The sequence below is a fragment of the Thermoleptolyngbya sp. PKUAC-SCTB121 genome (assembly GCF_016919485.1).
Taxonomy (GTDB): domain Bacteria; phylum Cyanobacteriota; class Cyanobacteriia; order Elainellales; family Elainellaceae; genus Thermoleptolyngbya; species Thermoleptolyngbya sichuanensis.
This window is the reverse complement of the sequence record NZ_CP070366.1, coordinates 4,002,185-4,023,015: the sequence shown is the minus strand read 5'-3', so window position 1 is coordinate 4,023,015 and position 20,831 is coordinate 4,002,185. Positions and strand designations below refer to the sequence as shown.

23 protein-coding genes are annotated in these 20,831 nt (G+C 53.8%); 10 read left to right on the top strand and 13 right to left on the bottom strand.

Going from position 1 to position 20,831, the window contains the following annotated elements; all coding sequences use genetic code 11:
- Window positions 1-22: 22 nt before the first annotated feature.
- Window positions 23-553, bottom strand: a complete 531-nt coding sequence (locus JTM80_RS16480; protein ID WP_172354245.1) for a YraN family protein — start codon at window positions 551-553, stop codon at window positions 23-25.
- Between the two features lie 454 nt (window positions 554-1,007).
- Between JTM80_RS16480 and JTM80_RS16475 the strand changes: the two genes are divergently transcribed.
- A complete protein-coding gene (locus JTM80_RS16475) occupies window positions 1,008-1,475 on the top strand; it encodes a pentapeptide repeat-containing protein (RefSeq protein ID WP_205371428.1) in 468 nt (155 codons plus the stop codon).
- A gap of 241 nt (window positions 1,476-1,716) precedes the next feature.
- On the opposite strand, the gene JTM80_RS16470 is transcribed toward JTM80_RS16475, so the two are convergent.
- Entirely contained in the window at window positions 1,717-2,475 is a 759-nt protein-coding gene (locus JTM80_RS16470) for a hypothetical protein (RefSeq protein WP_205369851.1), read from the bottom strand.
- 244 nt (window positions 2,476-2,719) lie between these two features.
- Window positions 2,720-3,862 (bottom strand): heterocyst differentiation protein HetZ, encoded by a 1,143-nt coding sequence (gene hetZ / locus JTM80_RS16465; protein ID WP_172354248.1) that lies wholly within the window; start codon window positions 3,860-3,862, stop codon window positions 2,720-2,722.
- Window positions 3,863-4,343: 481 nt separating this feature from the next.
- On the opposite strand from hetZ, the gene JTM80_RS16460 reads away from it, so the two are divergent.
- The 4 genes from JTM80_RS16460 (at window position 4,344) to JTM80_RS16445 (ending at window position 8,814) form a co-directional block, all read left to right on the top strand.
- A complete protein-coding gene (locus tag JTM80_RS16460; protein ID WP_172354249.1) occupies window positions 4,344-4,814 on the top strand; it encodes a hypothetical protein in 471 nt (156 codons plus the stop codon).
- Between the two features lie 302 nt (window positions 4,815-5,116).
- A complete protein-coding gene (locus tag JTM80_RS16455; RefSeq protein WP_172354250.1) occupies window positions 5,117-5,392 on the top strand; it encodes a hypothetical protein in 276 nt (91 codons plus the stop codon).
- A 296-nt stretch (window positions 5,393-5,688) separates the two neighbouring features.
- Window positions 5,689-7,242 carry a pitrilysin family protein gene (locus JTM80_RS16450; protein WP_205369849.1) on the top strand — a complete coding sequence of 518 codons (1,554 nt, stop codon included), beginning with the start codon at window positions 5,689-5,691 and terminating at the stop codon, window positions 7,240-7,242.
- Window positions 7,243-7,314: 72 nt separating this feature from the next.
- A complete protein-coding gene (locus JTM80_RS16445; protein ID WP_205369847.1) occupies window positions 7,315-8,814 on the top strand; it encodes a pitrilysin family protein in 1,500 nt (499 codons plus the stop codon).
- Window positions 8,815-8,895: 81 nt separating this feature from the next.
- On the opposite strand, the gene ybaK is transcribed toward JTM80_RS16445, so the two are convergent.
- A complete protein-coding gene (gene ybaK / locus JTM80_RS16440) occupies window positions 8,896-9,375 on the bottom strand; it encodes a Cys-tRNA(Pro) deacylase (RefSeq protein WP_172354253.1) in 480 nt (159 codons plus the stop codon).
- 123 nt (window positions 9,376-9,498) lie between these two features.
- Between ybaK and JTM80_RS23160 the strand changes: the two genes are divergently transcribed.
- Window positions 9,499-9,627: a hypothetical protein gene (locus JTM80_RS23160; RefSeq protein WP_255548792.1), complete on the top strand. Its 129-nt coding sequence runs from the start codon at window positions 9,499-9,501 to the stop codon at window positions 9,625-9,627.
- Window position 9,628: 1 nt separating this feature from the next.
- Here JTM80_RS23160 and JTM80_RS16435 read toward each other — a convergent pair whose 3' ends face one another.
- The gene (locus JTM80_RS16435; protein WP_172354254.1) at window positions 9,629-9,829 is read right to left on the bottom strand and encodes a hypothetical protein; all 201 of its coding nucleotides are present in this window, start codon (window positions 9,827-9,829) and stop codon (window positions 9,629-9,631) included.
- Between the two features lie 139 nt (window positions 9,830-9,968).
- Between JTM80_RS16435 and JTM80_RS16430 the strand changes: the two genes are divergently transcribed.
- Window positions 9,969-10,982: a phosphodiester glycosidase family protein gene (locus tag JTM80_RS16430; RefSeq protein WP_225906660.1), complete on the top strand. Its 1,014-nt coding sequence runs from the start codon at window positions 9,969-9,971 to the stop codon at window positions 10,980-10,982.
- Between the two features lie 16 nt (window positions 10,983-10,998).
- Here the strand turns inward: JTM80_RS16430 and JTM80_RS16425 are convergent, their stop codons facing one another.
- From JTM80_RS16425 to JTM80_RS16415, 3 genes are all read right to left on the bottom strand, one after another.
- The gene (locus JTM80_RS16425) at window positions 10,999-11,982 is read right to left on the bottom strand and encodes an isopenicillin N synthase family oxygenase (RefSeq protein WP_205369844.1); all 984 of its coding nucleotides are present in this window, start codon (window positions 11,980-11,982) and stop codon (window positions 10,999-11,001) included.
- Window positions 11,983-12,354: 372 nt separating this feature from the next.
- Window positions 12,355-12,756, bottom strand: a complete 402-nt coding sequence (locus JTM80_RS16420) for a type II toxin-antitoxin system VapC family toxin (protein ID WP_205369843.1) — start codon at window positions 12,754-12,756, stop codon at window positions 12,355-12,357.
- Entirely contained in the window at window positions 12,740-12,970 is a 231-nt protein-coding gene (locus JTM80_RS16415) for a hypothetical protein (protein ID WP_205369842.1), read from the bottom strand. Before JTM80_RS16415 ends, JTM80_RS16420 begins: the two co-directional genes overlap by 17 nt.
- Window positions 12,971-13,287: 317 nt before the next feature.
- Between JTM80_RS16415 and JTM80_RS16410 the strand changes: the two genes are divergently transcribed.
- Window positions 13,288-14,331, top strand: a complete 1,044-nt coding sequence (locus JTM80_RS16410; protein WP_205369841.1) for a PD-(D/E)XK nuclease family protein — start codon at window positions 13,288-13,290, stop codon at window positions 14,329-14,331.
- A 39-nt stretch (window positions 14,332-14,370) separates the two neighbouring features.
- Here JTM80_RS16410 and mazG read toward each other — a convergent pair whose 3' ends face one another.
- From mazG to JTM80_RS16395, 3 genes are all read right to left on the bottom strand, one after another.
- The gene (gene mazG, locus JTM80_RS16405; protein ID WP_205371426.1) at window positions 14,371-15,207 is read right to left on the bottom strand and encodes a nucleoside triphosphate pyrophosphohydrolase; all 837 of its coding nucleotides are present in this window, start codon (window positions 15,205-15,207) and stop codon (window positions 14,371-14,373) included.
- Window positions 15,208-15,260: 53 nt separating this feature from the next.
- Window positions 15,261-15,905, bottom strand: coding sequence for a transposase (locus JTM80_RS16400; protein ID WP_172354256.1), 645 nt, complete (start codon window positions 15,903-15,905; stop codon window positions 15,261-15,263).
- 232 nt (window positions 15,906-16,137) lie between these two features.
- Window positions 16,138-17,253, bottom strand: coding sequence for a glycosyltransferase family 1 protein (locus JTM80_RS16395; RefSeq protein WP_205369840.1), 1,116 nt, complete (start codon window positions 17,251-17,253; stop codon window positions 16,138-16,140).
- Window positions 17,254-18,344: 1,091 nt separating this feature from the next.
- Here JTM80_RS16395 and hisG point away from each other — a divergent pair.
- Window positions 18,345-19,049 (top strand): ATP phosphoribosyltransferase, encoded by a 705-nt coding sequence (hisG, locus tag JTM80_RS16390; RefSeq protein ID WP_172354258.1) that lies wholly within the window; start codon window positions 18,345-18,347, stop codon window positions 19,047-19,049.
- A 472-nt stretch (window positions 19,050-19,521) separates the two neighbouring features.
- Here hisG and JTM80_RS23155 read toward each other — a convergent pair whose 3' ends face one another.
- A complete protein-coding gene (locus JTM80_RS23155; RefSeq protein ID WP_255548791.1) occupies window positions 19,522-19,653 on the bottom strand; it encodes a hypothetical protein in 132 nt (43 codons plus the stop codon).
- A 278-nt stretch (window positions 19,654-19,931) separates the two neighbouring features.
- On the opposite strand from JTM80_RS23155, the gene JTM80_RS16385 reads away from it, so the two are divergent.
- A complete protein-coding gene (locus JTM80_RS16385) occupies window positions 19,932-20,201 on the top strand; it encodes a hypothetical protein (RefSeq protein WP_172353190.1) in 270 nt (89 codons plus the stop codon).
- 89 nt (window positions 20,202-20,290) lie between these two features.
- Here JTM80_RS16385 and JTM80_RS16380 read toward each other — a convergent pair whose 3' ends face one another.
- Entirely contained in the window at window positions 20,291-20,824 is a 534-nt protein-coding gene (locus JTM80_RS16380) for a hypothetical protein (protein WP_172354259.1), read from the bottom strand.
- Between the last annotated feature and the right edge of the window lie 7 nt (window positions 20,825-20,831).

The following is a 20,831-nucleotide window of genomic DNA, read 5'->3' as shown; positions in this document are numbered from 1 at the left end:
TTGGGGTTGGGGGGAGCGATGGCTAAAGATGGCCGAAGGCGTTGGGCAGGTAGTGTTGCAGAGTGAGAGTGTAGTGGGCGATCGCCACGGGATGACCCAGCCGGATAGTGCCGTCTGGGAGGCTGCAATCGGGGCCGCTGTTCTGGGCAGGAGAATCAGAAGACTCAACAGAGCGCGATCGCCCCGCCACCAACGCCACGTCAAATCGGCAGTTGCTCCCGGCCCATTCTGGATATTCTGCCAGAAACAACTCCGCCGCCTGCCACAGCTTTGCCTGCTTTTGCGGCGTGACGGCCAGCAGACCGCCCGCGTCCCATCCCGCGTTTCGCCGTGCCTTCACTTCGACAAAAGCTAGCGTAGCAGCCGCCCCAGAAGATTCTGGTAGCTGGGCAACCAAATCCAACTCACCCCAGCGACAGCGCCACCGCTGCTGCAAAATGGTTGCCCCCTGCTGAACAAGCCACCGCGCTACCAGCGTTTCGGCCAAGCGCCCAAACTCACCTGATGCCGAGATGCGGGGGTTTGGAACAGACTGAGGAGAGCGCTTGGGCATGAGGCATCAAAAAGTGAATCAGGGTGAATCAATAGGGATGAATCAAGGGGGGTGAATCAAGGGCAGAGATGGGCTGGGCGATCGCAGACTTTGGCAGGGATTCGGGTAGGATCAGTAAGGAAGAAGTCGTGTTGATTCTTGATTTTGGATTTGCGATTTTGGATTCGCAATTTTGGATTGCTAGTCAGGGGTCTGCGGGTCTTCCTGCAATTTCATCCATAGTGCCACTCCAGAGAATTGACATAACCTTCTGTAGGGCTTTCCTGCAATTAATTTCTGCAATCAACTTCTGCAATCAACATAGCTTACTGTGCAACTTGGGATGCCAGGTAGGATGCTGGGTCAGATGCTAGACAAAGGAATAATGTATGAAGTCTGGGCGCGGCTGGTGCGACGTGTCAATGGTGCTGAGCTTTGGCAATGTCTGCAAGCCTTGCTTTTGCCAGCCCGGCGGATGCTGGTGTGGAGCTTGGTGCTGGTGGGGGCGATCGCCCTACTGTCTCCGGTTCCTGCCCTAGCGCTCGACTATAACCGCGAAAACCTGGTCGATGCCGACTTTTCGGGGCGCGACCTCACCGACTCCAGCTTTACCAAAGCCAACCTCCGCAACGCCAACCTCAGCCACACGCAGCTACAGGGCGTTAGCTTCTTTGCGGCAAATCTGGAAGATGCCAACCTGGAAGCAGCTAACCTGACCAACGCCACCCTCGATTCGGCTCGCCTGGTGGAAGCTAACCTCAAAAACGCCATTCTGGAAGGTGCGTTTGCCTTTAACGCCCGATTTGAGGGCGCAATCATCGACGGGGCAGACTTTACCGATGTGCTGCTGCGGGAGGATATGCAGGACAAGCTCTGTGCGGTGGCTCAGGGCACGAATCCGGTTACAGGTCGCAACACCCGCGACACGCTGAATTGTTTTTAGCGCTTCCCGTAAGATTAAACGCTAAACCTCTTGCGTGAATCGTTGGGCGGCGGCGCTGCCCAACGATTCACGCTCTCAGAAAAGCATTTGTGCGAGAAGTCTACTCATTAAACACTAAGTAGTACAAAATACAATCTTGCACAAAAAAATCCCGTGCTTCATTCACACGGGATTGGGTCGATTAGTTAGCTAGCTGTCTATTTCTGTGCGATACCAGCCTTTTGCAAGGCCAGATTTGGGCTTACTCGCCAAGGGCGATCGCAAACGAGAGCGAACTCGTACCCGCTTGCTCTAGCTCCACCTGCACCGAGTAAGATTGCAGCGCTTCTACCTCCAGCAGTTCCAGGCTGACGGGGCCAGCATTGGCACGATGGGCAGTCTTTTCAACCTCGCTGCTTTGCAACTTCAGCCGTCCAGCGCAAGGCAGGTTCGCCACCAGGCGCAGGCTGCCCGATTCTAGCAGCATTGCCTGCAGAGTCAGCAAGCCAGCCGTGGTGTGCCACTCGCGCTCCAGCGTTGGCTGAGATGGGGAAACCGTCAGCACCAGCGTGTTCAAAATTTCCCGCGCCGCCACCAGCGACAGCAACATTTGCTGAGGCTGGGTCGCTGCATCATAGTGGTCGAGTACGCCTTCCAGCACCGGGGCCGAGGCTCCGGAGCGGGCTGGAGCCGCCATGACATAGCCAGCCAAGTGGTTCAGCGCATCTGATTCACCAGGAAACAGAGCTTCTACGGCTTGCACCAGCTTTCTGCCTTCTTGCAATGAGGATTGCAGGAGGGATTGGCACTGTTCCAGCAAGCGATTCAGCACGCCTTCGGGCATCGGCACGGGCAGGTTGAGTGCCTGCATTTGGGATGCCCAAACAGTTGCAGTCGCCAGCTCTGGCGCGAGGGCATCTTCATACTCTCGCACTTCGGTTTCCCAGGGATAGAGGGGCGGTCGGCGCTCGATTTCCTCCCGCAACCGATGTCTCAACAAAGCATAAAAACGGTCTTGCACAGCAAGTATCTCTCCTGAATGGGATAATGGTGTGTCTTGAAAAGAAAAAACGTCCGACCCGGTCAAGTGGTTCAACAGCGTGTTGATCTCTTCCGAGTCGAGCAGATTATCGTGATTCGATTGCGGATGTGCTGCATCCAACGCATCACGTCCAGCGTCTGAGCTGGTTTCCCCTGATGGTGCAGCAGTCGATTGATCTAGCTGTTGTAGGAGCCAGGAAACAATATCCTCAGCTTCTGAGTCACTATTCATCCCCTGCTACCCCTGCTCCGGACACAACATTGTTACGAATTTCCCAGGCCAGTTCTAGCAATTTAGACCATTGTTTTTGCACTTGGGTTGCCGTGCAGCCAAGAGATTGGGCGATCGCCCCGTCGGGTCTACCCTGCTGTTTGAGTTTTAGCATCTCTTGCTGGGTTGTGCTGAGGCGGCTGAGCAGTTCGTCCCACTGCTGCGGCGTTAGCCCCAGATTTCGCTCCAGGTCTGCCTCTAGCCATTGATGCACCAGTTCCCAGTGATGCGACATGGCAAAGCGAATCAGGTGATACTTGAACCGCTGCTGCAAATAGTCGCGCTGGCGGGGCGTAAGTCCCAGAATTTTTTCGATTTCCTGCGTCGGCAAATCCTGGAGCCGTAGCGTGAAATAGTCGGCACAGTCCTTTTGCTGGCGCTCTTCCAAATAGCTGAGCAGTTCTGCCACCACAGTATGCCGCAGAGAGTCTTCTTCCACCTCTGGCTCTTGGGCGACCATCTGCTCTCTTACTTGCTGCATGGGTGCGCCGCTGCGGGATTGGTCGGTTTCGCCCGTTGCGCCCTCGGCGGCCTGCTCCATGTCCACCATCGTTTCAGGCGGCTGCTGCTGCGAAAAGGTCTGCGCCCGCAGAATGATCAACTGCTGACTGCGGCGACCCGGCAGCGGAATCCGCCGCTTGCCATAACGCTCGGTAAAGGCCATATATTCCGCCAGATCCAGCGCGGTACGCGGGCTGTAGCTAGGGGCAAGCTGATTCTCACGTCGGAAGGCGTTGATGGCTTCGATGTAAAAGATTTGCAGAAAATCTTCGATCAGCCCTAGTCGCGCCTGATAGCTGGACTGCACCTGGGGCGGCGTGATGTAGCGATAGACCACGGCGCTGAGGGTGCTATGCAAGTCAACCCGACCCCGGCGCGACCCAAGCTGGTAATATTTCAAACACTGCTTAAGTCGGTGACGGGCAAGGGCAACCGACCAGGCATCGACCTCTCCAGACGACTGAATGCGCTTGCTTTCTGAACAAATGCGGGCGACCTCTCCGGTAATGCGGGATGCCACGTCGCGGCAGTTTTGCTCAGACGCACGGGTGCATTGCTTCAGCTCGTTAAAAACCAGGTTAAAAATAGCCTCCACGCCTTGGGTGCTCTCTCCCTGATGGATGTAGATCGTTACAACGTTAACACACCCCTACGGAGTGGCAAGGGTGGGGTAGTGCAGCCCCAGTCTGTGGCAGACTGGCGTTCTCGATCAACAGCCTGATTCAAGTCAAGTCAGCAAGCCTACGGGTTGCTGGAGGGCGCTATTGTAGCGCTCCGAGGGAAACAGCCGTTGCTTCAGCAAGCTTTGCTTTACCGCTCTGCTTTACTAAAGCCGCCGGCTAAAGCCGCTACCTAAAGCCACCAACTAAAGTTGCCACCTTTAGGAGTGATTCAGCGGCGATCGCCCGCCGTCCGTACAAAACCTGTACAAAAAGCATCTGTACGGAAACATCAGGCGGGCAAGCTAGACTCGTAAACGAGCTTCTGAACTAGACTGATGAGGATGATAGCCCAAAGCACACAGAGCGTCGTCAGTACTCAACGTCACGCAACACACAACGCCATTAGCAAACGGTATGACTCTGGATCAGCAGCTTCAAGACCTCGTTCAAAATGCTCCCCAAGACGGTGCAACGCCCGCAGCAGTGGCAACGATCGCCCCTGCTCTCAGGGAGATTGCTCAACAGCTTCGCCACCTCCAATATTACATATTACAAACCCTTGAGCAGCAATGGGTGATGACGACTTTAAACCATCGCAGCCAGACCAATGCTCAAAAAAACGTCGTCTACGCCTTCGCCAGCCTAAAGGACGCAACGGCGAATCCGCTGGCAAAAGATCCCCAGATTATGGCGTTTCCAATGCCCGTCACGCACATCCTGTTTCAACTGGTAGCGATGACTAGCGTGGACAGCATTATCTTTTTTGAAGTGCCGGGGAATCTGAATACGGGCACTGAGGTCACTCGTGCCAACCTGCAAGCGCTGATTCAGGCGTTTTTGCAGCAGTCTCAGGGCAAAGCGCAAGTGCCGCCTGATATTGCATAGGCTTCGACTGCTAACACGGCTTGCCCAAAATCCGTCATATGCAGATAGCAAGCCGTGCTTTGTAGTTTATTTGCAGCGTATCGGTTCGCAGCGTATCGGTTCGCAGCGTATCGGTTCGCAGCGTATCGGTTCACAGCTTATTGGTTCGCAGCTTATTAGCTTACGGCTTATTGGTTTGCGGTTCATTGCTGTTGGCCTTTGGGAGACTGTGGGGAACTATAAAATGTAGATGAAGCAGGCTGGATGTCCGCTGTCCGCATGTTCTGCTTGAGCAGCTTGTTTTTTACTCTCCGCGCAGGCCTATGAATGCTCCCAGCAATGCCTTCAGGCGCGCCAACGACAGCTTCCGAAAAGCCGACCATGCAAGCTGGCATCGTCACCAGAGTCGCCTGCATATTTTGCGATCGCAGCTTGGGTTTACCGAAACGTCTCCTTCTCGCCCCAAGTCTTGCCTGGGCTGCGAACATTATCACGGGGTTGCCTATGGCTATGGCGATCGCCGTCAAATGCTGATCTGCGGGTTTCATCCTTTTGGCTGGGAAGGTGAACTTTGTCCCGATTGGAGCGAAGGCCTGTAGGACTCTTTTAAAGAGCTTTTCTAAAGAGCTTTTCTAAAGAACGCTTCTAGAGAGCTTTTTTACTTCTAGAGAGCTTTTTTAAACAAAAGGCAAGCGGCGATGCCGTTGGTTCTAATCATCAACAAAATGACCGTCAAGATTGATATAAATCTATGGCTATTTCTTTTTTTATCGAATATTTTCGATGATTTACCACGGCAGCCTTGCCCCTACAGTGGATACCATGCAAGAGGCTCGTGGATTTTTTTGTAAAACTTGTGGAATTTACTGCGCTGAATAGATTGCGCTCAGCTTGCATGACTTTGAAGACTCATCGGGCACGATTGGCCCTGATTCCTGTGGTTGCATTGGCTCTGCTGCTGGGCGTGTGGAGCCTGTTTCCGACCGTGGCGATCGCCCGCACCGCCCCCCGTTCTGAACCGCTGTCGATCCAGCCCTACATCGATCGGGTGGTCGATCGCGTAACCGAATTTACCCTCGACAATGGCATGAAATTCATCGTGCTAGAGCGGCATCAGGCTCCGGTAATTTCGTTCATGACCTATGTAAATGTGGGAGCGGCCTACGAAGCCGCAGGCAAAACCGGAGCCGCCCATTTCCTGGAGCATCTGGCATTTAAGGGCACAACCCGCCTGGGCACCAGCGACTACGCCGCTGAACGGCCGCTGCTAGCTCGACTGGATCGGCTATTTGACCGCATCCAGGCGGCCAAGGCCGCAGGGCAGACGGGTCGCGCCGCAGAGCTACAGGAAGAGTTTGACCGAGTGCGATCGCAGGCCGCGCAATACGTCCGCCAAAACGAATATGGGCAGGTGGTGGAACGGGCAGGCGGCGTAGGGCTAAACGCGACCACCTCCGCGGACGCAACGCGCTACTTCTACAGCTTTCCGGCCAACAAGCTGGAACTATGGATGTCGCTAGAGTCCGACCGATTCCTTGATCCCGTCTTTCGTGAGTTTTACGAAGAAAAGGACGTAATCCTGGAAGAGCGGCGAATGCGGACGGACAACTCGCCCATCGGCAAGATGGTGGAAGCATTTCTAGAAGCGGGCTTTCCAGATCATCCCTACGGCCGCCCAATCATCGGCTACGAAGAAGATATTCGCAACCTGACCCGCCGAGATATTCAGGACTTTTTCGACACCTATTACACGCCAGACCGCATCACAATAGCGGTGGTGGGCGACGTTGATCCCGCCGAGGTGAAGCGGTTGGCAGAGATTTACTTTGGTCGCTTCCGCACTCGCAGCCGCGCCCCAAACATTACGGCTCCTCCGCCAAACCAGACCGGGCCGCGAGAAGTGGTGCTGCGACAGAAGACGGAACCCTGGTATTTGGTCGGCTATCAGCGCCCTGCCAGCGACGATGCCGACAATGCCACTTATCAGATTTTAGCCTCTGTGCTGACGGGCGGCCGCACCTCCCGACTCTACAAATCGCTGGTGGAAACGGGCATCTCGCTGAGTACGGATGTGGCAAATGGCTTTCCGGGCGATCGCTATTCCAACATGATGCTATTTTTCGCCCAAACCGCACCGGGACACACCATTGACGAAATCGCCACCATCCTCAACGCTGAGCTAGAGCGGCTGAAGACGGAGCCAGTCGCGCCCGCAGAACTAGAGCGGGTGAAGACCCAGGCGCGGGCAGGAATGCTGCAACTGCTGGCATCGAATCGGGGCATGGCTAGCCTGTTGCCGGAATATGAAGCAAATACTGGAGACTGGCGCAATTTATTTGAAGACCTGAAGGCGTTTGAATCGGTGACGGCAGAAGACGTGCAGCGGGTCGCCCAGTCGCTATTTGTGCCGCAAAAGCTGACGATTGGTAAGCTGCTGCCGGAGGAGTAGGGGGTAGGGGTTGAATGTGCAGCGCCAGGGCAGGAAAGATTTAGAGATTTAGAAGGCATGAGGAAAGTGTGGATGACGGCTTTGCAATCGAACTGGCGGCTCGGCTTGCGCTCGAAATGGCTACGGCGATTGGCATGGGGGGCGATCGCCCCGCTGCTGCTGCTGGGGCTATGGCTCACCCCTGACCCAGTGCGGGCAGCGCCTGCGGTGCCCTACGACCAGCTCACCTTTCCGCCGCTGCCACCTGTGCAACTGCCGGAATACACCCAGTTTCAGCTAGACAACGGGCTGATGGTGTATCTGGTCGAAGACCACGAATTGCCCCTGGTGAGCGGCACGGCCATCTTTCGCGTCGGGAGCCGCTGGGAGCCAGCCGACAAGGTGGGGCTGAGCGGCATTACGGGCGAGGTGATGCGGAGTGGTGGCACGCTCCAACACTCGCCCGACGACCTGAACGCCCTGCTGGAAAGCCGCGCCGCCTACGTGGAAACCGGCATCAGCAATGCGTCGGGCAATGCCAGCTTCTATTCTCTCAGCGAAGACCTGCCAGAGGTGTTTGGGCTGTTTGCCGAGGTGATTCGCCAGCCCGCCTTTGCACCTGACAAGTTTGCGCTGGTGAAAAACCAGCGACGCGGCTTCATTGCCCGCCGCAATGATGACCCCGATGACATTGCCCGCCGCGAATTTTTTAAGCTCATCTACGGCCCGCAGAGTCCCTACGCCCGCACGACAGAATACGCCACCCTCGACCGCATTCAGCGCGAAGATGCGATCGCCTACCATCGCACCTACTTCCATCCCAACAATATGCTGCTGGGCATCGTGGGCGACTTTGACAGTGCCGAAATGCGATCGCTCATCGAAGCCCAGTTTGGCGATTGGGAGCGCAACCCAGCGTTGGACAATTCCGACCTCAATCCCCTGCCCGCGGTGGCCCAGGCGCAACCGGGCGGCATTTTCCTAGTCGATCGGCCCCAGTTGACTCAGAGCAGCGTACTAATCGGACATCTGGGCGGCAAATTGAGCGATCCCGACTATGCCCCTATGACTGTGCTGAACGACGTGCTAAATGGCTTTGGCGGGCGGCTGGTGAACGAAGTGCGATCGCGCCAAGGACTCGCCTACGTGGTCTATGCCTACTGGTCGCCTCAGTTTGACTATCCGGGCGTGTTTGTGGGCGGCGGCCAGACCCGCTCCGATGCCACCGTTCCCTTTATCCAGGCGCTCAAGACGGAAATCGAGCGAGTCCGCACAACGCCCGTGTCCGATGACGAGCTACAGCAGGCTAAGGACTCAGCCCTCAACGCCTTTGTGTTTAACTTTGAAACGCCGGGGCAAACGCTCTCTCGCCTGATGCGCTACGAATACTATGGCTATCCCAAGGACTTTATCTTCCAGTACCAGAGACAGGTCGAAGCCACCACCGCCGAAGACATACTCCGCGCCGCCCAGACCTATCTCCAGCCCGATAAGCTGGTGACGCTGGTGGTGGGCAATGCCGCTGCGATTCAGCCGCCGCTTTCGACCCTAGGGAGCAGCCCGCAGCCGATTGATATCACGATCCCGGAGTAGGAGAGACGGGAAAAATGAAGAACGAAGAACGAAAAATGAAAAACGAAACCTCTTCGTTCTTCGTTCTTCTCTCTTTCTCCCTTAGCTCTCCTTGTCCTGGGCGATCGCCCCGACAGTTCCTTGAACTGCCTGGATGTAGTCGGTAGGCGTGATCAGGATTTGCAGCCCGCGCATTCCGGCAGAGATGGTGATCGTGTCGAATAGCTCGATCAGTTCGTCTACGTAAACTGGGTAGTCTTTTTTGCAGGCGAGGGCCGTCACGCCGCCGCGAATGTAGCCCGTGAGCGGCTGCACCTCTTTGAGGGGAACTGTTTCAACCTTGCGGTTGCCGGAGAGGGCGGCCAGCGCCTTCAGGTTCAGGTGCATGTTGCCAGGAATGACTGCGAGAATTACGCCTGTGCGATCGCCCCTGGCAACCAGCGTTTTGAACACGCGCTCCGGCTCCAGCCCAATTTTTGCCGCCACGGACTCCGCCGCTAGGTCATCGGGGTTGACTTCGTATTCCAGCAGTTCATAGGCAATGCCCAGTTTATCCAGGGCGCGGGCGGCGTTCGTTTTCATATCCAGTGACTTCTCAGCCAACCCTCTTATGATACGAGTCATGTCGATTCTGGATTTTAGATTCGCGTTTGGATGATTAGTCCAAAAGTCCACCAGGGTAGTCTGCTGATTAGCGGGGCAGGTATGTCAGACTACTGGGACGGCACTGAATTTGACCACGACGCTGCACCCTGGGCAGAGTTTGAAGTAGCCTACGAAGGCGAAGTGGCGACGCTGCTGCTGCGAGTATCAGCCCAGCATGATGCACGCTAAGTTAATTCTGGTGGATGAGGCCTAGGTCAGCACGGGCAGCGCCAACCTCGACCCGCGCAGTGCGTTTCACAATGACGAACTCAACATTTCGGGGCGCTATCCGGCGCTGGCTCAAAACCTGGAGCAGTTCTTTATCGGGGCGATCGCCGATAGCCAGTGTCTCACCTATGCCGATTGGCAAAATCGCCCCTTGTTTGACCATCTCGCGGGACGGGTGGTGCTGCTGTTCAAAAATCTGCTGTAATCTGCTGTAATAAGTCGGGACTCGGGAACTTGGGGTCAGCCATATCGCTTCACAACACCGAGGCAAATTGGGGTTAAACCTTAGAGATTTAGCAGGCATGAGAGTTTGGCAGGGGCTATGGCTGGGCTGGCTGCTGGCAGGCGGACTGGCTGCTGGACTGGCAGTCGGACTGGCGGGGTGCGATCGCTCTGTGGCAGGCGCAGGCAGCCCGACGGGTTTATCGGCTTCATCAGCGCCACCCGCCCAAGACTTGTCCTCAGATGTGTCTCCAGACTTGCCCCCAGACTTGCCTCCAGAAGCGTCCCCAGACGTGCAGCATGACCAGCATGACGTGCAATATCGCGTAGAAGCGCTGCCCACGGCGGACGTGCATTGGGTGATGGTGCCGATTCGCACGTTTGAGGTTGTGCCTGCGATCGCCCAAGCGTTGCAGCCGCTGCCCCAGTTTGCCGCGCAGTCGGGAACCGTGGCCGCTATCAACGCGGGCTTTTTTGACCCGGTGAACGGACTCACCACTTCCTATGTAGTGCAAAACGGGCAACTCGTCGCCGACCCGCACCAAAACGATCGCCTCATGCAAAACCCCAACCTCGCGCCCTACCTGCCCAAAATCCTCAACCGCTCGGAGTTTCGCCGCTATCGCTGTGGGCAACCGGGGCAGGAACGCGACCACTATGCGATCGCCCTTCATGCCGAAGCCGTCCCGCTCGGCTGTACGCTGCAAGACGCGATCGGCGGCGGCCCGCGCCTGCTGCCAGACCTGACGCTCGAAGCCGAGGGCTTTGCCGACCCCGCCACGGGCCGCGATGCCATTGGCAGCACCCAGCCCAATGCCCGCTCTGCCGTCGGGATTTTGCCCAATGGAGACATTGTGCTAGCGATGGCCGCTCAGCGCCCCGACGCGCCGACCAGTTCTGGGCTGTCGCTGGCGGAGTTGTCGAACTTTCTGCGATCGCTCGGTGTGGTAGACGCAATGAACCTGGATGGCGGCAGTTCCGCTTCGCTGTACGTCAGCGGGAACACCGTCTTGGGTCGCGTCGATGCCCAGGGCAGCCCGATTCAGCGGCCGGTGAAGTCGGTGCTGGAGGTGCGCCGCAGACCCAGGGACTAGAGGGCGCTATTCCTCATCACGCCCCCATCACTCGCTGGTAGGTCTTTTGATACATTTCAACAATGTGATCCCCTGCGGTGATGGGCGGATATTTCGGCGGGTTCGTTTCGCTCTGGCAGGTGGGCAGGCATTCGACCAGCGCATGGTAGTTGATGTCGAAAAAGAAGGGAACGGAGTAGCGATCGCCCCCTGAACGGTTCACCACGCGATGGGGCGTGGACTGATAGTAGTCGTTGGTCCAGCGGGCCATCATGTCGCCGATGTTGATTACAAAGGTATCGGGAATCGGCTCGGCAGCAATCCAGTCGCCGCTGGCGGTTTTCACCTCTAGCCTGCCCGCCGCGTCTTGCAGCAGGATTGTGAGGCAGCCCCAGTCGGTATGAGCGCCGCAGCCCCAAGTGCGATCGTCTGCCTGTACGGGATGGGGCGGGTAGTGCAGCAGTCGCAAAATGGGCATGGGGTCGTCGGCCAGGGGATCAAAGTGATGCTCCTCCAGGTCGAGCGAGAGCGCCAGCCCTCGCATCAGTTGATAAGACAAATTCAGCATGGCAGCGAAATATTGCTCTACGACCTCGCGCCAGCCGGGGAGGTTGCGGGAATACAGGTTGGGGCCGTGGTTGGGCGTGTTTGCCTGCACCAACGGGTCGTCGGGGCCGCGATGCAGCCCGATATAAATGCTCTCCTTGAGATCCGGCGCGGCGTTGAGATCGAGCGTCTGGTGCTTCAAAGGCTCGTAGCCGCTAGAGATGGGAGAGTGCTGGATCGAAATCTCTAGCTTGTCTGCATCGGGCAGCGCAAAGAAGCGATGAGATTCGGCAAAGATCTGGTCAACTAGCGCAGCATCGATGCCGTGGTTGGCAATGTAGAAAAAGCCGACTTCGTGACTGGCTTTGCGGAGGTGGGCAGCGACGGCTTTGCGTTCTGCCCAATCGGGCGATCGCAGCCCGCCGATGTCAATCACTGGAATCGTGTGGATGGGGGAGAGAACAGAAGTGACCATCAGAGGTTTTGAGCGAAACAGTTGACCGTCAGCATAGCGGCGGGGCGATCGCCCGACTGTTTCGTTTGCGTCAGTTTAACCCTGCTTCAGGCGAGCTTTGGCTGTTTGCCAGAGGGCTTCGAGTTCTTCTAGGGAATAGTCGGCTAAAGGGCAAGGGTACTCCGTACCGCCTAACAGGGTGTTTGAAAAGGTATCGCCTGTAATGTTAAGCACTCAGAGATCCCCCCTAGCCCCCCTTAAAAAGGGGGGGAAACCGCCTTAAATCCTCCTTTTTAAGGGGGATTTAAGGGGGATCTTGCACGCTTTGCTACAAACAGTAGGGCTTTTCAAACATCCTCTAAAGGGCGATCGCTCTAGCTTAGATTTCCACAATTAAATTTCTGCAAAAGGATTCAGTACCGTTAAGTTCTCAACTCGCGCAAAGTCTGTGACATTTCTGATCACGAGTTGACTCGCTGTTTCGAGAGCAGAAGCGGCAATGATTGCGTCTGGTAAGGTAATCCGCGCACTTCGACGAATTTGGGCAGCGGTATCCAGAACTGATTCCGTCAAGTCTACACGCTTTAGGCTTTTCAAGGATGACCGAATTTGCTCGGCTTCGGATTCTGTCAGTGCGGGATAGCAGAGCAACTCAACCCAAGTTATTGGAGAATAAGCGGCGATCGCCCTGCCTGAAAAAATATCTTCAAACAGGGGTTCTAGCAAAGCTTCACCGTTGAAGTAATAGATGAAAATATTCGTGTCTAGCAAATAGGAATTAGCGGTTCCACTCATTTCGAATCTGTCGTTCAAATTCTAGCGGATCAACTCGTTTGGGCAAAAAGCCAAGTAGCTCTTTGAAATTGGGTGGCTGGACAGAGACAGATTCATCAGCAATCGGCTGTAGCACAATGACTATTTCTACCCGTCCTGGCTGTACGGACTCTGGCAGCGTCACTTCGATCTTGCGATCGCTGGTTACAGTCACACCCTGTCGAATCGTTTCCATAATGCCTGAGCGGTTAATTGTGATAGAACACTGCTTTGAGGCCTGCGACTTTATTGTAGGCGAATAGCAAGGAGGCGATCGCGCTTGGGTGGGTGGGCGATCGCCCAATAGGATTCCTCATCACTGGCGCTAGAGATCAGTATAATTGCAATAGTGTTCATGCGCTTGTCAGAGAGTGGGTTGCCCTGAAATCATAGCGTTGAGGTCATTATCTTAAGTCTTTTGAACTGAGCCATATTCATGGAAGTTATGGCACTTTTTAGTCGGTTGCTAAAGCTAAATACTGGAAACATACCCCTAGAAGACTTTTTACGGAGATGGTTGCTCACTTGCTAGAAAGCAATCAGGAGCTTCTGTTTTCATGGCTTAAGTATTTCCATGTATTCGATGAATACGATTATGAAAATGCAAGCGTTTCAACGCAGCTAACCTTTGCTTCACTAGAGCAGCACTCTACTGAAAGCCGACCTGATATTGTCATCGAACTGGTAAGCGCAACTAAGACAGACATTCTATTCATAGAAAGCAAGATAGCTTCCCAAGAAGGTGTAGATCAGCTTGAACGCTATGCTGAAATTCTGGATTCGCTGTCTGCCTATCGAAATAAAGCACTTCTGTACATTACAAGAGATTTTGACCCAAAAGATGAGCAAGGAATTTTCAAGCAAATTTCAACTTCTGGCGTGAAATTTAAGCAACTGCGGTGGTATGAGTTTTACCAATTTCTCACAACTCAAGAAAGCACTGAGCTAATTCAAGAAGTAATTTCGTTTATGCAGGAATATCGAATGACTCAGAGCAATCAATTCTCTTCTTTAGATGTATTATCGCTAGCAAACTTTCCGTCGGCGCTGAAGCTCATGGAAGCCACTCTATGGGGCGAAGTAAATGAAAAGTTTGCCCGTGTTTTGGATAATCATTTAAACATTGCGCTGCGAAAGCGTAAAGCACTAAATGAACTTCAAAAGTATGGCAGATATATCATCACAATTTGGATGCCTGATGGAAGATGGTGGTGCGGCTTGGGCTTTTTTGTGAAAACAGTAAACTCTGCCGAGTATCCATCTGTGCAGGTAAGGCTAGAAGTTAGCTCCAGATCTCCAAAGAGAGAAATAATTATCCCCGCAATGAGGGAGATTTGTAATCAGTTCAGCAATTGGCAAGGATATCGTCTAAATGAGCCAAACGCTTGGTCAGGTATTGTCAAAGAGAGAAGCTTGCGGGACTTTTTATCCCAAGAAGACCACGTAAAGGCAATTGAGGAATTTTTTCTAGAGTCGCTAGAAGATGTTGAAGGAATCAAAAAGCAATATCCACATCTGCCATGGCAAGGAGTGCAAGAACCTGAAGCCTTGGAATAGGATGTAAATTCATCAAGGACTCCTTTACAGATAGAGAGTTCAATGATGAGACTTTAGGTGAGCTTTTGCTTTTTGCCAGAGGGCTTCGAGTTCTTCTAGGGAATAGTCGGCTAAAGGGCGATCGCTCTCTTGCAAAATCGCCTCTTCTACTAAGGCAAAGCGCTGGATGAATCGCTGGTTGGTGCTGTGGAGGGCTTCGGCGGGGTCGAGGTCGTGCCAGCGAGCGAGGTTGACCAGCGTAAAGAACAGGTCGCCCAATTCGGCTTGCTGGTTGGCTTTGGGTTCCTGGGCGATCGCCTGCCGAAATTCTTCTAGCTCCTCGTGAAACTTGTCCCACACGCCGTCGATGCTGTCCCACTCGAACCCAGCTTTGGCCACTTTTTGGGAAATCTTAAGGGCTGCGGTGAGGGGCGGGAGCGATCGCCCGTAGCGTTCTAGCCGGGGGGTCAGCCGTTCAATCCCCGATGCCTTTTCTTCCTGGGCTTTGATTTGCTCCCAGTTCTGCACGACCTCGCCCGCGTCTGCCACCGTCACCTCGCCAAACACATGGGGATGGCGGCGAATCAGCTTTTGGGTGATCCCCTCTGCCACGTCCTTGAGCGAAAATTGCTGCGCCTCCGACGCGATCTGTGCTTGCAGCACCACTTGCAGCAGCAAATCGCCCAGTTCATCGGCGATCGCCTCCGGTTTTCCCTGGCGAATGGCATCTACCACTTCATAGGCTTCCTCGATCACGTAGGGAATCAGCGTCTCCGGCGTTTGGGCCAGATCCCACGGACAGCCGCCATCGGGCGATCGCAGCGCTGCCACCACGTCGATCAGTCGCTGCAACGCGGCAAGAGTGGGGTCGGGGCTGGCGGAGGGCGTTTGGGTCATATCTGGAAGGTTGGGGGGATGCAGTGCTTGAGGCATTAGACCTCCTGCATGAATCAGGAAGCGTGTGCCAGTTCGTAGTTGAGCAACCCTGCAATCAAGTTCAAGCGCAAGCCAAAGCGTCGTCTCCGGCTGCGATAGCGCCCTGAGAAGATGCGAAAGATCTTGAAGCGACGAATCACATGCTCTACTTTCACCCGCAGTCTCGCTAATGCCCGATTGTGTTGCTTCTCGTCCTCGGCTAACGGTTGGTTGCGCGGCTTTTGGGTGGGCGTACAAGCTCCAGCATGACGCTTGGCAAACCCTTGATACCCGCGGTCAGCTAAACATAACTGCGACGATACCCAGGGCAGGCGACTTCGTTTGAGCAGCTTGAAGTCATGCGTCTTGCCTTTGTCGATTGCAGTCGCAATCACCTGCCCGTTCTCAAAATCCACCAACAGTTGCGCCTTCAGGGTATGGCTCTTCTGCTTGCCACTGTAGTCACGTTTCTGTTTTTTTTGACGTTCAATTTCAACTTCACCTGCGTCTACGATAAACACTTTCCATTCCCATCCAGGCTGGTACCACTGCCGTTGGCTGGGCAAGCGAAACTTGCCGCACTTGATCAAGATGTCTTCCACTTTCCTGATGATGCGGTTGACACCGCAGAATCGCTTAAACTCTCCAGCAGACAGACTTTGCAAGGCTTGATAAGGCATGGCATTTCCTCCTTGGATTTAGTTCTGCCATGCGCCTACCCATCTTTGCAAGCTTTTATCCCTAACTGGCACATTCCCTCCCATTCATGCAGGAGGTCTACTGTGATGAACCGCAGGCATAGATGCACTCAAAATCAACTGACCTATCTTATAACTTTTCCTGTCTAGCTACTTAGAACTTGCTCAAGAGCTTGATATAAAAATTGGCTACAAAACTGCCTACAGAAATTGGCTACAAAAATTGACTCAGTAGTGCGCGAGTCGTGGCTCCGGTTTTTTCCCAGCTGAACTGGCGGGCGCGGGCCAGTCCAGCGGTGCGGAGGTGCGATCGCACGTCGGGTTCTGTCACCAAGCGCTGCATAGCATGGGCGATCGCCCCGGTATCTTCCGGGTTCACCAGCAGCGCCGCATCCCCCGCCACCTCTGGCATCGACGAGCGATTCGACGTGATGACGGGCGTACCGCAGGCCATCGCCTCCAGCACCGGAAAGCCAAACCCTTCCCACAGGCTGGGAAACAGAAGCGCGATCGCCCGATTTAGCACCTCGGGCAGGTCGGTGTAGGGCACGTAGTCCAAAAATTTCACCTGAGCCGCAATGCCCAGCGCTTCGGCGTGGGTGGACAGGTCGGGCGCAAAGCGGGGGTCGGTCGAACCCACCAGCCACAGTTCATAGTCCTGACAGCGGGGCAGCGCTGCAAACGCATCTAAAACGCGGTGCAGATTTTTGTAGGGATCTTGCCGCCCCAGATAGACAAAATAATTGCTGGTGGGTAAATCGAGCAAGCGAAAATGATCGGCATTGTAGGCCAGCGGAATAGGCGTAATCTTATCTGCTGAAATGTGGTAAAAAGCAACAATATCGTCCGCTGTCGCCTGCGAGTTGCAGACAATATGTAGCGCCTGATTTAGCACCAGCGGCACATAGTATTTGGCATAAATTGTGAGGGGCGATCGCCAGTTTGGAAACCGCAGCGGAATCAAGTCATGCACCATCACCACCGAGCGACACGGGTTCCAAATTGGGGCTTCGGGAAGCGGAGAAAACACGAGATTTGCCTTTAGGACTTGATAAATTTTGGGGAGTTGGGTTTGCGTCCAGCGCAGTCGCCTAAAGTGCCCTGCCTTGCCATGTTCTGCGCTCATTCCGGACGGAATTTCGTAGTAGGAAATGTCTCGCGTCTGGGTTTTAGAAATTTGATGCTGTGCTTCTAGGGAGGCTAAAAGCAGAGTGTTTTGAACTGCCAGATGGGGTGCAACATTGAGCGCATAGGTGGCTAATCCAGTAGGGCGATCGCCCACCACCGACAAACTCACAATCAGGTCAGCCGAATCAGAGATCGCCCCCATGCTCAGAGTCCAAATTGGAACACCCACCCGGCTCACATTCCTGCCAACATCCTACAAGACATCGATGCTCTGCGTTTCGATTGGATGTCCAACAGTGTCTCAAACAGCGAGATTCAGTCACATCAAAAGCGTAAGCGCTGGCTGAGGTTATATCCGCATTCTCTGTCAATTGTTCTTGTATCCAAAAGCCACTCAACTCGACTGCCGGAACGTCCAGTTGAGTGTCTTCTGTTGTATAAGCTAGTGGTTCAGAGACTGCATTATCCGTACCCAAATCCTCTGGTCGGCTATCTGAAGAGTTAGTTTGCCCCGACTGATTGCTGCACCAAATCAGCGAAAATAAACTGGGCAACCATAGGTTGATTCTATTTACGCTAGATAAAATTAGATTGAGATACAGCCTGGATCGACCCTGCCTTTGCAAGGAGGCTCCAAGCATCGCCTGAGGGAATCGCCACTGCCTTTGCAAGGATGCTCCGAGCATCATCTGAGGAAGTGGCATTGTAGGATAACTGTACATAAGATCAACCCCAAAAATAGCTAAGCGTCTGCAAAGATTATTAAACTTTTGCAGTTAGAGTTTTGCAGTTGAAGTGTCGAGGCTACGCAAATAGACTTGCAAAAAGTCATTTCCGTTTATTTGTGTCAGCTTGCTTCAGGATTGGATTCTGAAACGCAAGATCGGACTTGAATCTTCCCAGAAGTGTTGAATCTTGATGGTAAAACTTTACAAAAAGCACTCTCAAGAGGCGGATTATTGAGAATGGAAGCAATAAGTAGGTCATTACAGGCAGAATTATAGATCTTTTGTACTGGATTCAGCTATGAACTTGCCCTGCTAACATTGCGTTCAACACTTCTGGAATCTTCCCTCTAGAAATCAAATGCCAAACTCCGGGAGTAAGAGTCGTAACTCAATTCTCTCCCATCAAGAGACATACTTAGAGAATACTTTGAGGAAGGGGCGATCGCCTCACCCGCCTGCCTCATCCAGACGCATCATTTCTGAGTTTGATTAACGCTAGCTGCGGCTAAACGGGTATAGAAATCAACTAAAATTTATATTAGTAAAGCTATCGACTTCATCCTCTATGCTGACCGTTGCGCTGCCCAAAGGCGGGCTGCTAAAAGACAGTATTCAGCTTTTTCAAGCCATCGGGCTTGATTTCAGCGAGTTTCTCAACCCAGCCAATCGCCAGCTTGAAATCCTTGATAGCAGTGGGCGGGCGCACGGGCTGCTAGTTCGTAATTACGACGTGCCCGTTTATGTGGAATATGGACAAGCACACCTAGGCGTGATTGGTTACGACGTGTTGCGTGAAAAACAGCCCAAGGTTGCCCATCTGGTGGACTTGGGATTTGGGCAATGCCGCATGTCGGTCGCGGTCAAAGCGACCAGCCCCTATCGCTCAGCACTCGATCTGCCGCCCCACTGCCGAGTTGCGTCCAAGTTTGTGCGCTGCGCCCACGACTATTTTCAGAGCCTAGACTTACCCGTAGACATCGTGCCGCTCTATGGGTCTGTAGAGCTGGGGCCAATCACAGGGATGTCAGAGGCGATCGTGGACTTGGTGGCTACCGGGCGCACCCTCCAGGAAAACAACCTGATTGAAATCGATCGCCTGTTTGAAAGTACGGCCCGACTGATTGCCCATCCGCTCAGCTATCGGCTCAATCAAGACGGCGTGCAGGATATTGTGGAGCAACTGCGGACACACACTTCTCAAGTAGTCGCTGGCAAAGCCGTGGCTGAGGCTGCAATTAAAACTGTGGTTGAAACTCCGGCTTCTGCCTGAGCCTTGACTCGACCAAGATTGCAAGAATGGCGCTTATTCCGATTGCCGACCCAAAAGCGTAAAGTGTAAAAAAATATTTAGTTTTCCCGATAGACCCCATATACAGTTGAATTTTTTCGATCAGACAACTATATATAGTAGTTACGGGAATAGCTTTGGTCAGCAGTAGCGTCTTGAGGCGTGTTTTGCATACTTCTGATCAGCGAATTTGGGTGTTGTTTCCTAGGCTGAGTTTCTGCATTGTGCTGTCCTTTTGTCTGTAAAGACTGTGTAATGACTCGAAAATCTGCTCTGGGAGCGCGTCTAGATTGTTGAAAAAGAAGTTAGAACGCCAACAGTCGGTTATGCTGGTGAAGCTGTGGAGATGATTTCGATCGGACGCAATTTCGACTGAAGTCGATCTGGCTTTGATGTTCCGGGTTTGATTTGGATTTGATTTGGATTTGATCTGAGTTTACGCTACGGGTTTCGGTTACCACTCAGGTTTCAAGACTGTGGGCAGCGGTTCAAGCGCTGCTAGAGGTTGTTTGACATAAGTTGTTTGAACTGCTGATTCTTCAATGTTTCTAGCATTGAAGATCTGCTTTTTGTCGGCTTGTTTCATGCCGCAGGTCGAAGATCAGGGTGTCGCGTGCCTGCGTGGGCGCTGAGGTAGATTCGGCTTCATTGAAGCAGATTCAACCAGGTCTTTCAGGCAGTTCTTTCTGGCAAATCTTTCAGAACTAGACGCTGCTTTAGAGAGCGCTTTGTCTGGAGTGCGCTACCTGGGGTGCGCTACCTGGAATATGCTCCAGGGTTTTGCTCAACAAGCTGCTTTTCAAGTCCGGCGGCAACCATACCATTGCTTAAATTTCAACTAAATCTCAGCAAGGAGCCATTCTTATGACCTATCAAGATCAGCTTAGCCCTTGGGTTGTCTACAAGCTGCTGCCCACTATGCAGAATGCTCCCGTAGCGCGGTTTCGCTATCGCAACGATGCGGAATCTTATCTGAAGCTGGTGAGTCGCGTTTTGCCCCAAACTTCGTTTCTGATTTCCTTTGATGGGCCGATCCGTCCCGCGACAGAGCAGCCTGCTAAAGCTACTCCGACGACTGCTGCAAAGACGACTAAAAAAGCACGAACCACCCGCCGCAAAACGTCGCTAGCCTGATAGGTGGTCTTTCAAAGAAATTGCTGATCTTCCAAGCTGTCCTGAAGCAGACAGGCAGCTTGAAAGATGAGTGACGGATTCTGAACGCTCTACGGGCGAACGGCTTGGCGTTCTAAATAGGTCGTCACGCCGCTGCCCATTTGCACTAGGTTGGGGCCGATCTTTTTGCCCAAAAAGTCCTCCACGATGCCGCTGACCATGCCTGCCAGGAACGGCGGAACGTCCTTGAGCTTGCGGGGATCAATGATGAGTTCTCCCCGGCTTTCGATGACGGTCATCCCCTCGTTTTCAAAAAAGTGATTCGTGCCCAAGCAGCGTACTGCTTCGGTAAAGGCGTGGGTTTCGATTTGCCATTCAGTGGTGAAGCGATCGCCATGCCAGACGGCGTGTTCTGTCCAGGACAGCATCGACTCGTTCAAAAAGGCGCGGGCTGCGGTTGGGATATCGCCGCCTCCCTGCCACTCGTTGACGAATTTTATCCAGTCGCCATTTCCCTCGCGCGATCGCACCTGCACGCCTCGGATATTGGGCATATAGGGCACTAACTCCATGAGCTTGTCGCGGTAGGTGGAGTAGACCAGCGGGCGGGGAAACGGAACACGAGTATCGGCAGAGATGAGCATTGGCGGT

What these genes read in the sequence shown, in the direction of transcription:
- JTM80_RS16480 (WP_172354245.1), bottom strand. Translation starts at nt 553, where the DNA reads ATGCCCAAGCGCTCTCCTCAGTCTGTTCCAAACCCCCGCATCTCGGCA.
- JTM80_RS16475 (WP_205371428.1), top strand. Translation starts at nt 1,008, where the DNA reads ATGCTGGTGTGGAGCTTGGTGCTGGTGGGGGCGATCGCCCTACTGTCT.
- JTM80_RS16460 (WP_172354249.1), top strand. Translation starts at nt 4,344, where the DNA reads ATGACTCTGGATCAGCAGCTTCAAGACCTCGTTCAAAATGCTCCCCAA.
- JTM80_RS16455 (WP_172354250.1), top strand. Translation starts at nt 5,117, where the DNA reads ATGAATGCTCCCAGCAATGCCTTCAGGCGCGCCAACGACAGCTTCCGA.
- JTM80_RS16450 (WP_205369849.1), top strand. Translation starts at nt 5,689, where the DNA reads ATGACTTTGAAGACTCATCGGGCACGATTGGCCCTGATTCCTGTGGTT.
- JTM80_RS16445 (WP_205369847.1), top strand. Translation starts at nt 7,315, where the DNA reads ATGACGGCTTTGCAATCGAACTGGCGGCTCGGCTTGCGCTCGAAATGG.
- ybaK (WP_172354253.1), bottom strand. Translation starts at nt 9,375, where the DNA reads ATGAAAACGAACGCCGCCCGCGCCCTGGATAAACTGGGCATTGCCTAT.
- JTM80_RS23160 (WP_255548792.1), top strand. Translation starts at nt 9,499, where the DNA reads ATGTCAGACTACTGGGACGGCACTGAATTTGACCACGACGCTGCACCC.
- JTM80_RS16435 (WP_172354254.1), bottom strand. Translation starts at nt 9,829, where the DNA reads ATGGTCAAACAAGGGGCGATTTTGCCAATCGGCATAGGTGAGACACTG.
- JTM80_RS16430 (WP_225906660.1), top strand. Translation starts at nt 9,969, where the DNA reads ATGAGAGTTTGGCAGGGGCTATGGCTGGGCTGGCTGCTGGCAGGCGGA.
- JTM80_RS16425 (WP_205369844.1), bottom strand. Translation starts at nt 11,982, where the DNA reads ATGGTCACTTCTGTTCTCTCCCCCATCCACACGATTCCAGTGATTGAC.
- JTM80_RS16420 (WP_205369843.1), bottom strand. Translation starts at nt 12,756, where the DNA reads ATGAGTGGAACCGCTAATTCCTATTTGCTAGACACGAATATTTTCATC.
- JTM80_RS16415 (WP_205369842.1), bottom strand. Translation starts at nt 12,970, where the DNA reads ATGGAAACGATTCGACAGGGTGTGACTGTAACCAGCGATCGCAAGATC.
- JTM80_RS16410 (WP_205369841.1), top strand. Translation starts at nt 13,288, where the DNA reads ATGGTTGCTCACTTGCTAGAAAGCAATCAGGAGCTTCTGTTTTCATGG.
- mazG (WP_205371426.1), bottom strand. Translation starts at nt 15,207, where the DNA reads ATGACCCAAACGCCCTCCGCCAGCCCCGACCCCACTCTTGCCGCGTTG.
- JTM80_RS16400 (WP_172354256.1), bottom strand. Translation starts at nt 15,905, where the DNA reads ATGCCTTATCAAGCCTTGCAAAGTCTGTCTGCTGGAGAGTTTAAGCGA.
- JTM80_RS16395 (WP_205369840.1), bottom strand. Translation starts at nt 17,253, where the DNA reads ATGGGGGCGATCTCTGATTCGGCTGACCTGATTGTGAGTTTGTCGGTG.
- hisG (WP_172354258.1), top strand. Translation starts at nt 18,345, where the DNA reads ATGCTGACCGTTGCGCTGCCCAAAGGCGGGCTGCTAAAAGACAGTATT.
- JTM80_RS23155 (WP_255548791.1), bottom strand. Translation starts at nt 19,653, where the DNA reads ATGAAACAAGCCGACAAAAAGCAGATCTTCAATGCTAGAAACATTGAA.
- JTM80_RS16385 (WP_172353190.1), top strand. Translation starts at nt 19,932, where the DNA reads ATGACCTATCAAGATCAGCTTAGCCCTTGGGTTGTCTACAAGCTGCTG.
- JTM80_RS16380 (WP_172354259.1), bottom strand. Translation starts at nt 20,824, where the DNA reads ATGCTCATCTCTGCCGATACTCGTGTTCCGTTTCCCCGCCCGCTGGTC.